At 62.9% G+C, this 12129-nt stretch carries 9 protein-coding genes and 4 pseudogenes; 12 read left to right on the top strand and 1 reads right to left on the bottom strand.

Annotated features, from left to right (window positions below; all coding sequences use genetic code 11):
- Positions 1 to 35: 35 nt before the first annotated feature.
- Positions 36 to 836 carry a transporter substrate-binding domain-containing protein gene (locus tag ABMA59_RS26890; protein WP_349008452.1) on the bottom strand — a complete coding sequence of 267 codons (801 nt, stop codon included), beginning with the start codon at positions 834 to 836 and terminating at the stop codon, positions 36 to 38.
- Between the two features lie 198 nt (positions 837 to 1034).
- Here ABMA59_RS26890 and ABMA59_RS26885 point away from each other — a divergent pair, with 198 nt between their 5' ends.
- From ABMA59_RS26885 to ABMA59_RS26830, 12 genes and pseudogenes are all read left to right on the top strand, one after another.
- A complete protein-coding gene (locus ABMA59_RS26885) occupies positions 1035 to 1724 on the top strand; it encodes a FadR/GntR family transcriptional regulator (RefSeq protein ID WP_349008451.1) in 690 nt (229 codons plus the stop codon).
- A gap of 336 nt (positions 1725 to 2060) precedes the next feature.
- Positions 2061 to 3090, top strand: a pseudogene (locus ABMA59_RS26880) (IS110 family RNA-guided transposase).
- A 42-nt stretch (positions 3091 to 3132) separates the two neighbouring features.
- Positions 3133 to 3564 (top strand): annotated as a pseudogene (locus ABMA59_RS26875) (DUF6504 family protein); the annotation flags it as partial.
- Positions 3565 to 3912: 348 nt separating this feature from the next.
- The gene (locus ABMA59_RS26870) at positions 3913 to 4686 is read left to right on the top strand and encodes an amino acid ABC transporter substrate-binding protein (protein ID WP_349008475.1); all 774 of its coding nucleotides are present in this window, start codon (positions 3913 to 3915) and stop codon (positions 4684 to 4686) included.
- A gap of 42 nt (positions 4687 to 4728) precedes the next feature.
- A complete protein-coding gene (locus ABMA59_RS26865; RefSeq protein ID WP_349008450.1) occupies positions 4729 to 5409 on the top strand; it encodes an amino acid ABC transporter permease in 681 nt (226 codons plus the stop codon).
- Entirely contained in the window at positions 5406 to 6164 is a 759-nt protein-coding gene (locus ABMA59_RS26860; protein ID WP_349008449.1) for an amino acid ABC transporter ATP-binding protein, read from the top strand. Before ABMA59_RS26865 ends, ABMA59_RS26860 begins: the two co-directional genes overlap by 4 nt.
- 467 nt (positions 6165 to 6631) lie before the next feature.
- Entirely contained in the window at positions 6632 to 7537 is a 906-nt protein-coding gene (locus ABMA59_RS26855) for a tyrosine-type recombinase/integrase (protein WP_349008448.1), read from the top strand.
- A 3-nt stretch (positions 7538 to 7540) separates the two neighbouring features.
- On the top strand, positions 7541 to 8734 hold the full coding sequence (locus ABMA59_RS26850; RefSeq protein ID WP_349008447.1) for an IS91 family transposase: 1194 nt from the start codon (positions 7541 to 7543) through the stop codon (positions 8732 to 8734).
- A complete protein-coding gene (locus ABMA59_RS26845) occupies positions 8731 to 8961 on the top strand; it encodes a hypothetical protein (protein ID WP_349008446.1) in 231 nt (76 codons plus the stop codon). Before ABMA59_RS26850 ends, ABMA59_RS26845 begins: the two co-directional genes overlap by 4 nt.
- A gap of 345 nt (positions 8962 to 9306) precedes the next feature.
- Positions 9307 to 10346, top strand: a pseudogene (locus tag ABMA59_RS26840) (ISL3 family transposase); the annotation flags it as partial.
- 94 nt (positions 10347 to 10440) lie between these two features.
- A pseudogene (locus tag ABMA59_RS26835) lies at positions 10441 to 10709 on the top strand (transposase); the annotation flags it as partial.
- 205 nt (positions 10710 to 10914) lie between these two features.
- The gene (locus ABMA59_RS26830) at positions 10915 to 12063 is read left to right on the top strand and encodes an extracellular catalytic domain type 1 short-chain-length polyhydroxyalkanoate depolymerase (RefSeq protein ID WP_349008445.1); all 1149 of its coding nucleotides are present in this window, start codon (positions 10915 to 10917) and stop codon (positions 12061 to 12063) included.
- The last annotated feature ends 66 nt before the right edge of the window (positions 12064 to 12129 follow it).

The raw sequence follows: 12129 nt of genomic DNA, 5'->3' as shown, positions 1-12129 counted from the left end.
CGGCCGTCGGGCGGCCCTTCCGCCTTGAGCTGGGATCAGAGCTTAGGCATGTCCAGCACCGTTGTCGTCGCCAGCCCCTCATCCGGCTTGGTGCCGAACCACGTCTCGTGGATCTTGGCCAACGTGCCGTCCTTCTTCATCTCGGTGATGACATCGTTGACTTTTGCCGCGAGCGGCGAGTCTTTGGCGAACATCACCGAATATTGCTCCGTGGTCTTGATGCGCTCGACCACCGCGAACTGTGGCTTGTCCTTGACGTAGTAGAGCAGCGCCGGAATGTCCGAGATATAGCCGTCGATGCGGCCGGCCTGCAGGTCCAGCATGGCGGGTGCTAGCCCCTCATATTTGCTGATGGTGCCGATCTTGGTCTCGGCCTGGTGCGCGGTGGCCCAGATGTCGCCGGTCGAGCCGGTATCGACGCCCACGGTCTTGCCTTCCATCCCGGCAAGGCCCTTGATGCCGCTGTCGGCTTTGACCGTCAGCGACTGATCGCTGTCGTAGTAGGGTTGAGCGAAGCTGACCGATTCCAGCCGCTTCTTGGTGATGGTTATCGAGGAGACCGCGGCGTCGATCTGCCCCGACTGGACCGCTGCGAACAGGCCCTGGAAAGGGATGTTGGTGAACTTCACTTCCATTCTTAGCCGCTTGCCTACCTCGGTCATCAGGTCGATCTCAAATCCGACGGTGTTGCCGCTGGCATCCTGGAACTCCCATGGCACGTTGCCGATGTTCGCGCCGACGCTGATTTCCTCGGCTGCCGCGACCGAAATGGTTAGCGAGGCGAGAGCGGCAGCGCCGGTCGCCAGCATCGATTTCAGAAACGTCCGTTTTCTCATACCACTCCCCTTATTCTGATGACGAAATTCAATCCCGCCTTTATCACTGGTCTGACCAGTCGGACCAGACAACCATGCGGTTTCTGTAAAAGCAAGGACGCTTGCTGCCGGACGGGTCGACCGGCTAGGCATCGAGCAGTGCGACGGTGGCACGGTTGCCGGGCACCTTAGGGCGATCGTGATGGGAGGCGGTTACGGATGTTTGCGCGGGTGCTCGTACCGCAATCGGCGGCCCGCAAGATTCAGGCGATGATCCTGAGCGGCAAGTTGAAGGCGGGAGAAAAGATCCCATCGCAGCGCGAGTTGTCGCTGACGCTGAAGATCAGCCGAGCCTCGCTGCGCGAGGCATTGCTGACACTCGAAACGCTGGGTCTCCTAGATACGCAGCCGGGAAAGGGGACCTTCGTCGCGGAGGGACCGCCATCGGCATCGAGGAACATGGCGCGCTGGCGTTACGCCGAGCGCTATCCGGTTGCCGATGTCTTCGCCACGCGGTTCATGCTCGAAGGGACGATCTGTGCACTGGCCGCGGCCACGCTGCCTGCATCCGACTTCGAGACACTGGAGCGCGCGACGGACGATATGGAACGGTTCTGGGCCTCGGGCGACCTGTTGTCGAATGTTGAAGCCGACCTGGAGTTTCACTCGGTCATCGCGTCGGGGTGTCAGAACATCATGCTCGTCGACCTTTACCGCTCCGTGCGCGACCTGATCACGGAGACGCAGCGCCAGCCCATTCCGATCACCGCGCCGGCGCGCATGAGCCAGTCCATCGCCGAGCATCGGCTTATACTTGACGCTCTACGAAAGCGCGACGGACAAGCGGCGCGGCATGCGATGGAAAACCACGTACTCAACACAGCGCGGTGCGCCAATATCGATCTTTAGGATTCGGCCCTGTGGGAGACAGTACTGGTCGTGCAACTAAGGCGGGTTCCCAAGGTTGAACGGAATGCCATAGTTGGATTGCAGTCCCTACCCATTCAAAGTCGATGAATACGGGCATCTCAGCATAATGCGACCCTGCTGCGGACCAGGTTCATGCACGGCGCAATGCCGACCGGCGGGTTGGGGGCCGGTGAACGAACATGACGTAATCGCGGGAGCGGTGGCCACCTGAGACGTGGCGATGTTCGAACACCTAGCAGGCTGGCTGTCCCCCGATAGGATGAAGAACGGGCTCCACGATCCACACCAGGCCCCGGCATCGAATGGAGGACAGCCATGGAGCAGTATATCGGTCTCGACGTATCCATCAAAGAGACGGCAATTTCGATCCGTGAGGACGGCAAGAGGATCTGGCGGGGCAAGTGCGCGTCCGACCCGCATCTGCTCGCGGCGGTGATCCGCAAGCGCGCACCGGATGTCCGGCGGGTGGTATTCGAGACGGGGCCGCTGTCGGTGTGGTTCTACCATGCATTGATGGCAGAGGGCCTGCCCGTGATCTGCATCGACGCACGGCATGCCAAGGCCGCGCTCGACATGGCCGCGAACAAGACCGATGCGAACGATGCCGATGGCCTGGCACATCTGGCCGAGGTTGCTTCTACCGAGAGGTTTGGGTCAAAGGTTTTGACGGCATGCTGATCCGCACGCTGATCACCGCGCGGCGCCAGCTTCTCAAGATGCGCTTGCAGATATCCAACCAAATCCGTGGTTTGATGAAGACGTTCGGCCTCGTCGTGCCCAAAGGTGCCGGCAGCGTGTTCGAGCGCAATGTTCGCAACCTTCTGCAGGGCGAAGAGAAGCTGGCGCGCATCGTTGTGCCAATGCTTCAGGCATGGAGTGATATCGCCACCAAATAGCAGAGTTGAGCAAGCAACTGGCCGCGATGGCGCGTGAGGACCAGCGCTGCCGTCTGCTCATGTCGGTGCCCGGTGTAGTCACCGTCACAGCCACCTCCTTTGCCGCAGCCGTGGAGGATCCGGCGAACTTCAGGAACTCGCGCGCCGTGGGCGCATGGGTCGGCCTGACCCCGAGGCGCTACCAGTCCGACGAGGTCGATAACGACGGACATATCTCGCGCCGTGGCGACAGTCAGTTGCGCGGACTGCTATACGAGGCAGCCGCGGTAATCCTGAACCGGTCGACGGATACCAGCACCCTGCGAACCTGGGCGTTGGAGCTGAAGGAACGGCTCGGCTTCAAGCGAGCGGCCGTAGCCCTGGCGCGCAAGCTGGCAGTGATCATGCATGCGATGCTCCGGACGGGCGAGCTATTCGATCCGCATGGAGGAACGCCCGCCGCTACCTGATCCTGTAGACGCTCGCCGCGACGCTTCCGCCATACCATTTCAGATCTTCTGTCCAATCGGGTGGGCGAAGACCGGCTTTATCGGCATGCTCCGGCCCAAAGCGATGTGCCGGAACGCTCGCTCGCACGTGTGGCCGCGCTCTCACCCGACACCGAGACGTCATGGCCGACCAACTGGCCACGGCCGGCGCGGCTACTCTCGAAGCCTGAACCCATCGAGACGGTTGCCTTATTGCCGGATCATCCGCCCGCGTCATTTACCTGGCGGGGCATTCGCCGGCGCGTGCGGCGCGCCGATGGACCGGAGCGAGTGTTTGGAGAATGGTGGAAGCGCGATGCGGAGCTTGCTGCGGTCCGCGATTACTTCCGGGTCGAGGACGATGCCGGGGAGCGGTTCTGGATCTACCGCGCCGGTGACGGCGAAGATGCTGCGACCGGTTCTTACCGCTGGTTTCTGCATGGCATATACGGTTAGCCCGTGACACTTCTTTGCCTCGCGCTAGCTCGCGTCGACAAAGCGTTCAAGGCTGTGCGCCGTAGCCGAACGTTCAGAATCTAGATGTTGCTGTTGTTTGCCCGGAATTGGACATAGCTCGGTAGCCGGTTCCGAAGTCGACGGCCCGAAGGGTGCCCGCGAACTGTGGGGGGTCCTTCAATGAACAATCGCGCAAAATATTTCCACACTCGAAGCCCATTTAAGAGCCGTTTGAGCATAGACGTGCTGAATTTGCGTGCAGCGTGCTTGCCGAACGATCATGTCTCCATCAGATTCCAGTCACTCACAAGATGGCATTGCGCCTCAGCCAGCACTGGAACGGACATCATGAAATGGATCAGCACACTTATGGCCGTTGCCGGCCTCTCGCTCGTCGTGGCCGGCACGGCTGCCGCCGAATCAAACCTAGACAAGGTTAAGTCAAGCGGCGAGCTGCGCATCGGCACCGAGGGCACTTACGCCCCCTTCACCTATCACGAGGCATCGGGTGCCCTGGTAGGCTTCGACGTCGAGATAGGCCAAGCCATCGCCAAGCGACTCGGTGTCGAGGCGAAGTTCCAGGAAGGAAAGTGGGACGGCCTGATCGCTGGCCTTGATGCAGACCGCTACGACACCGTAATCAACCAAGTCGGCATCACCGAGGAGCGCAAGAAGAAGTACGACTTCTCCGAGCCCTATATCGCCTCGAAGGCGGTGCTGATCGTCAAGTCGGACAATGAAGAGGTCAAGACCTTTGCCGACCTGAAAGGCAAGAAGTCGGCGCAGTCGCTGACCTCCAACTTCGGCAAGCTGGCAGAGAAGAATGGTGCCGAGCTTGTCGGCACCGACGGCTTTGACCAGTCGATCCAGCTCGTGCTGCAGGGCCGCGCTGATGCCACCATTAACGACAGCCTGTCCTTCCTCGACTTCAAAAAGCACAAACCCGACGCGCCGGTGAAGATCGCCGCACAGGAGGACAATGCGGACTTTTCCGGAATTATCATCCGCAAGAATGAGCCGGAACTGCTCGCGGCGATCAATAAGGCCCTTGAAGAGATCAAGGCGGACGGCACTTACAAGGCTATCGCCGACAAATATTTCGGTCAGGACGTCTCGAACTGACCGACCAGCGGCCAAGGCTGCTGCCCAACTGAAAGGTGCCGCATGCCGGATTGGCTGCAGCTAATGCTGAACTCGCTTGGGCCGCTCATTTGGGCGGCCTTTACCTTCACCGCTCCGCTGACGCTGTTGTCTTTCGGCTTAGGGCTGGCGCTCGGCCTGGCCACCGCGCTAGTCCGGCTGTTCGGTGCGGCGCCGCTGGTCGCCGTGGCGCGTTTCTATGTCTGGGTGATCCGCGGCACGCCACTGCTTGTCCAGCTCTTCCTGATTTTTTACGGCCTTCCCTCGGCTGGCATAACACTCGACGCCTTTCCCGCGGCCCTGATCGGATTCACGCTCAACATCGGCGCATACACCTCCGAGATCATCCGTGCCGTAATTGCGTCGGTACCGCGAGGCCAATGGGAGGCGGCCTATTCGGTGGGCATGAGCTGGGCCCAGGCGATGCGCAAGACGATCTTGCCACAGGCTGCCCGCACCGCCGTCCCACCATTGTCGAACACGTTTATTTCGTTAGTGAAGGACACATCGCTTGCCGCCGCGATCACCGTGCCGGAGCTTTTCCAGTCGGCGCAACGCATCGTTGCGGTGACCTACGAGCCGCTGATCCTCTATGTCGAAGTAGCTCTGATCTATCTCGCGCTGTCGTCGGTTCTGTCCGCGGTCCAAGTAAGACTGGAGCGCCGTCTCAACCGCTATGGCGGTTTCCTGGAGGCGCGCGCATGATCGAGCTCCGCGATATCCACAAGCGCTTTGGCGATCTCGAAGTGCTGAAGGGGGTTTCACTGCAGTTCGTGGAGGGCAGCGTCTCAGCGCTGGTGGGTCCTTCGGGCGGCGGCAAGAGCACGCTTCTCCGTTGCATCAACCTCTTGGAGACGCCGACCTCCGGTACCGTGCGCATCGGCGACGAAGCGCTGACATTCAGTCCCGGCCTCAAGGCTGGCTGGAAAAACATCCAACGTCTGCGCAGGCAGACCGGCATGGTATTTCAGAATTTCCAGCTGTTCCCGCACAGGACCGCGAAGGAAAATGTCACGGAAGGCCTAGTCACGGTGCTAGGCTGGTCGCGCGAAAAGGCCAACGCGCGGGCCATAGAGCTTCTGGAAAAGGTCGGGCTTGCCCACAAGGCCGACGCGTGGCCGTCAACGCTCTCCGGCGGACAGCAGCAGCGCGTCGCCATTGCCCGCGCGCTCGCGCCCTCACCGCGCGTATTGCTCTGCGATGAGCCGACCTCCGCGCTCGATCCGGAACTCGCCGAAGAAGTGGTCGAGGTGCTCGCCAGCTTGGCCCGCGAGGGTACGACGATGGTCATGGCGACGCACGATCTGCGCCTGGCATCACGCATCGCCGGCGAAGTGGCGTTTCTCGATGGTGGGCTGATCGTCGAGCAGGGCACCGCCCGAAGTGTCTTCGACCAACCGCAGCGTGAGCGGACCAAGCGCTTTTTAGCTTCGCTCGCCGCGGCGTCGGGGGCGAACTAGCTGGCGGCGGCGGATTGATCAACACCTAGCAGGCTTCTCTGATTGGGGTCGTTGACGTCAAGCTTTTCCTGTCTTCTTTGCGGATCATGTCGCCCCGCGGGTCACTCGCTTCTCTTCGCGGTCGGCGCGGAGCCGCCGCATGATGGGGTCAGGAGAGCGAGGCGTCTCAATCTGTTGAACGACCTTGGGAGAGTTCGTCCCAGGATCGTGCCTGCTAACGGGATCACCTTGCCCATCGTCCCCACGGGAACGATCCGGATCACCCTCTCGGGCGAACCACTGTCTGTGTTCGTTTTTGTTCCTTGTCCTATTTCATGCCGATGCGGGGCCGGCGGCTTCCTTTCCATGCACGAACCCGCTTCGCGGGAGGGGGGCCTTGGCCTGAGATGGCGTAGTCTTCATAGCCTTTGAGCAGGTGGCGGGGGGCGAGCCGACCATGGAGTTCCCTTCAACGAGAGGAACTCGCCATGGCTACCCCGTCGACCGATGCAACCGTTTCGCCGCTTCGCCAGCGCATGCAGCACGACATGGTCATGCGGGGCTTGGGCTTGCACACGCGGCAGGACTACGTTCGCCACGTCAAGTGCTTCGCCGCGTTTGTCGGCCGCTCGCCTGATACCGCGACGCCGGACGATATCCGCCGCTTCCAGCTCGATCAGCATGAGAAGGGCGTCGGACCTGCGACCATCAACGGCGCGGTCTCGGCTCTGCGGTTCCTGTTTCTGGTGACCCTGCAGCGCCGGGATCTGTCGCGCGCCCTGGTGATCACCCGCTATCATCGCAAGCTTCCGGATGTGCTCAGCGTGGAGGAAGCGGGACGGCTGCTCGAAGCTGCACCGGGCCTCAAGTACAAGGCCGCGCTCGGTGTTGCGTATGGCGCGGGCCTGCGCGTATCCGAGGTCGCGCACCTCAAGGTCGATGACGTCGACTCGGCGCGCATGCTGCTCCGTGTCGAGCAGGGCAAGGGCCGCAAAGATCGCAACGCGATGCTCTCGCCGCAGCTCCTGGAACTCTTGCGGCTGTGGTGGCGAGAAGGCAGGCGACGCGGGATCATGCTTCCGCATGGCTGGCTGTTCCCAGGCCGCAGCCGCACCGATCCGATCTCATCGCGGCAACTGCATCGCGCCGTCCAGGAGGCCGCCGAGGTCGCCGGCATCCGCAAGCGCGTCAGCCCGCACACACTGCGTCACAGCTTCGCCACCCACCTGCTCGAACAGGATGTTGACATCCGCGTCATCCAGGTGCTGCTTGGGCACAGCAAGCTTGAGACGACCGCGCTCTACGCCAAGGTCTCGACCCGGACGATCCATGCTGTCACCGGGCCGCTCGACCGGTTGATGGCGCTGATGGAGGGCAAGACGCCGCCCGGCTGATCCGTGCGCGCCTCGGTCGAGGTCGCCGACATCTTCCGCACAGCCGGGCCTGCTTACCGGACCGCCCATGCAGGGCACCTGAGCCTCGCCCAGCTCAAGGTCATGTCGGCGATCGAGAACTGCCGCACCGCTGCCCTCGCAGGTCACGTCGAAGCCTGCGAGAATTGCGGCCAGTGGCGGATTGCCTACAACTCCTGCCGCAACCGGCACTGCCCGAAGTGCCAGGGCGCGGCGGCGCGGACGTGGCTGGGCGAGCGCGAGGCCGACCTGTTGCCGGTCGGCTACTTCCACGTCGTGTTCACATTACCGGCCGAGATCGCCGACATCGCGTTCCAGAACAAGGCGCTGGTCTACGACCTGCTGTTCAAGGCGGCGTCGGAGACGATGCTGACCATTGCCGCCGATCCAAAACACCTCGGCGCGCGCATCGGCATCACCGCCGTGCTTCACACCTGGGGTTCGGCGATGACCCACCATCCGCATGTCCACATGATCGTACCGGGCGGCGGCATCGCACTGAGCGGAAGCCGATGGATATCGTCGCGTACTGCCTTCCTGCTTCCGGTGCGCGTGCTCGGCAAGCTGTTCCGACGGCTCTTCCTCACGCGACTGCTCGCGCTGCGCGACGCCGGGCGGCTCGGCTTCTTCGGGACCATGGCGCACCTCACCGAGCGACGCACCTTCCTGCGCCACCTTGCTCCCGTCCGCGGGAAGCGATGGGTCGTCTATGCCAAGGCGCCGTTCGCCGGGCCGGAGGCGGTGCTCGCCTATCTGTCCCGCTACACCCACCGCGTGGCAATCTCGAACAGCCGCCTGATCGCCTTCGACCAGGACCGCGTTACTTTCCGCTACAAGGACTATCGCCGCGACGGCACCGACCGGCAGCAGATCATGATGCTCGCGGCCGACGAGTTCATCCGCCGCTTCCTGATGCATGTCCTGCCACGCAGCTTCCATCGCATGCGTCACTACGGTCTGCTCGCCGGCTCCGCCCGTAAGGCCAACCTCGCGCTCGCCCGCGAACTCCTGGATGTCGCCGCGCCGCCTGACCCACGCGACTCCGACAAGCTGGAGGACTTCCGTCCGCCATGCCGGTGCTGCGGTGGACGCATGATCATCATCGAGACGTTCGAACGGTGTAGGCAGCCCCGAGCACCGCCCGATGCGTCGTCGACGAACCGGGAGACCGCTCCATGACCCGGCATGGCCTGGTCAAGACTACAGCCGCCGACGCTTCGTCTCCGGCAACAGATACGCGCGTGTTCATGGCGATCGCTGACGCCGACATGCCTCCGCCCGGACTGGTGCGGGGCCGCCAATACCGCGCGGAGGCGCAACGAAGCGGCCTATCCGCATCCACCTCGGCGCTTCCCGGCGTCGGTCGCGCCAAAGCCGACATCAGCCGAAGTTCGAAATCCCCATAGCCATCGACTGTGGCCCGCGGGTTCCTGCATGAGAGGCTTTCGTACGCCTGCCGGCACCCGAAACCCTTCACCATGTCGGTCATTCCGAACGCCGATCCAGAATCCCAAAAGCAGTCGTTCGTCCGGTTAGCTATAGCGGGTTTCGCGAGCCAATGGGTGCCCCTTCCCTGTTGCCATCGTGGTTTGGACAGCCATAATCCGAAGGTGGTCAAAATTCTCCTGGGGGTCACCCACAGGCCGTGGTTCGACTATCTTGCCGGGATCGAGCCCGATGACGTCAACTTCAGGCAGCCTTCCGGAAGCGGGGAGTTCAAGGTCCTTCAGCTTGGCGACCTCTTCCGTCTTCAAATTAAAGGGATCGTGCATCCTCTCGGCCTTGCTCTTGGCGGTCGACCGGCCGCCAGCTTTGCGCAGAGGCTGATGCTGCCGGTCAGCAACGATACCTTGCTTCGCGTTGTCCGCCGCCGAGCGCGGGTTCCCGAGGAACCGCTTATGGTGATCGGCAACGACGATTTTGCGTGGCGCCGCAATCACCGCTACGGAACGATCGTCTGCGACCTGGCACGGCGCCGGCCGGTGACGCTTTTGCCGTAGCGCGCGTCTGCGACCTCCGAGGCATGGCTCGGACGCCACCAGTCGATCGTCGTGGTCGCGCGGGATCGAGGCGGCGGCTATGGCGAAGCCCGCCGCTAGGGCGTTGCCGCACGCCACCCAGGTGGCGGATCGCTGGCACCTGATGGAGAACGCCAGCCGAGCCTCCCTCGACGCCGTGCGCAAATCCATGCGCCGGATCCGCCGAGTGCTCGGTGCCGCTAGGGAAAGCTCGCTCGAAGCTCACCTGCCTTGGCTGGATGCACAATGGGAAGCCGCTTCACGCAACGCCACCGAGCTTTGGCGCCGCATAATCAGCACGGCTTCCGTGGCTCACGGTGGGTTGTCGGTGAGTGGGCAACGCGCCGGCGCCGAGCAGACCAGGCCAACGACAAGAACCTCCGGCGCGTCCCTTCGGCCCGCACCATCGCGCCGTTGATGACCTCGCACCGCGACAGGCTGTCGAGGGCCGAGACCATCACCCTTGCCGCAGTCGAGGACGGCGTGCCAGCCTTGGTCGAAGCCAGAACTCTCGTCGCCGAGTTCCACGCCATGCTGCGGGACAAGGACATCTCCCGCCTCGGGCCACGGCTTCCGCCCGCCCGATCGAGCCTGATCGCATCCTTCGCCCGTGGCGTCCTCAACGACGAAGCTGCGGTCCGCGCTGCGATCTCCTCATCATGGTCCAATGGTCAGACCGAGGGCAGATCACCAGGCTGAAGCTGGTCAAACGCCAGATGTACGGCCGCGGAAGGATCGATCTGCTTCAGGCCAGGTTGATCGGCGCATTATGATGGTGCTGTGCACCGAGATTGCGTCAGAGCCCAAAATTGACCCCTCTCATTGGTTCGTTCTGCGACCATCCGTTCGGTGTTTCGAGCGGATGGAGATCCCAGGCATCCCGGCGCCCGCATTGGCATCACCGCCGTGCTCCACACCTGGGGATCGGCGATGACCCCCCAACCGCACGTGCACATGATAGTACCGGGCGGCGGCATCGCGCTTAACGGAAGTCGATGGACCTCGTCGCGTCCTGCCTTCTGCTTCCGGTGCGTGTGCTCGGCAAGCTGTTCCGGCGGCTTTTCCTCACTCGGCTGCTCGCGTTGCACCATGCCGGGCGGCTCCGCTTCTTCGGCACCATGGCGCACCTCCCCGAGTGGAGTAAGGGCGGGAATAGCCGCAATCGCTGCTGAAATGTCCAGCCAAGGGGTGCTGCACTCTCCTGCCTCCCGGTTTGGGTTACGACCGCGCCATGCCCGTTCGCGCATCTGCGCTCGCAATTGTGCAGTGCAGCAACCATATGACCGAGAAGCCGTTGCATATGCTCCCGTCCTGTCTGGACGCAGAACAAGGACGTTCCCATTGCGGAAAATCTCCGACACGATCGCGCGGCTCGCCGCGCTCCACGCCCGTTCTGCTGGCGAACTGTCCGGCGCCGAGTCTGGGCAGAACCGGCTCCGCCCGCTGAATGAATTCGGGTTCAATCCGGGCGCCCTAAAGGGCAGTTGTTACGTCCCGAAGAATCTGCCGGACAGCTGTCCTCTTGTTGTGGTCCTGCACGGCTGCACGCAGACGGCGGCTGGATACGATCACCATTCCGGCTGGTCACGGCTTGCGGATGAAGCGGGTTTCGCTCTGCTCTACCCGGAGCAGCAGCGCGGAAACAATCCCAACCTCTGCTTCAACTGGTTCATTCCGGGTGACACGCAGAGGCATTCGGGCGAAGTCGCATCTATCCGGCAGATGATCGAGAGGGTAGTCCTCGCCCACAGCCTGGATAGGGCGCGTGTATTCGTCAGTGGTCTCTCTGCCGGCGGCGCGATGGCCGCCTCGATGCTGGCGACCTACCCGGAAGTTTTCGCCGGTGGAGCGATCATCGCGGGTCTGGCCCATGGCAGCGCGACAAACGTTCCCGAGGCCTTCGATCGAATGCGGGGTCACGGGCTCCCTTTGGAGATGCAATTACAGCGCAGCCTGCGCGAGGCTTCCGATCATGACGGGCCGTGGCCGAAGCTTTCGATCTGGCAGGGCACCGACGACCGGACGGTCGCACCCTGCAACGCGGAAGCGCTTGCCGCCCAATGGCGTGGTGTCCACCACCTCTCTGAGGAGCCGGCCAGCACGAGGGTGTCGGGTGCTCTGACCCGACATGTCTGGCGCAAGGCATCCGGCGAAGCGATTATCGAGGTCAACATGATCGCGGGCATGGGCCACGGCGCGCCGGTCACTGCCGATCTCGGAACTGCGGGCCCGTTCATGCTCGATGTCGGAATTTCGTCCACGCGGGAGATCGCCGCATTCTGGGGTGTGTCGAACCTCGAGGGGCAGCTGCGCCCCCAGGCATCGGAACACCCATCGTCAAAGGCCTGGTCCCCTCGCGCGGGCCAACCTGGTAAAGCTCTCGCGCCGCAGCCCACAGCTGTCCCTCGGCCAAGAAGTCCGGCACCCGAACCCTCTGGCGCACAGAAGACGATCGAGGATGCGCTTCGAGCTGCCGGACTGATGCGATAGTTGCAGATGATGCGGCCGGTATGCATCGAGCGCGGCCAAACTGGATATTCGTTCATCCGCCACCGT

Source organism: Mesorhizobium yinganensis, from assembly GCF_040081985.1.
Taxonomy (GTDB): Bacteria; Pseudomonadota; Alphaproteobacteria; order Rhizobiales; family Rhizobiaceae; genus Kumtagia; species Kumtagia yinganensis.
Note: the sequence above shows the minus strand (reverse complement) of the source record. Positions and strands in the feature narration are given on the sequence as shown.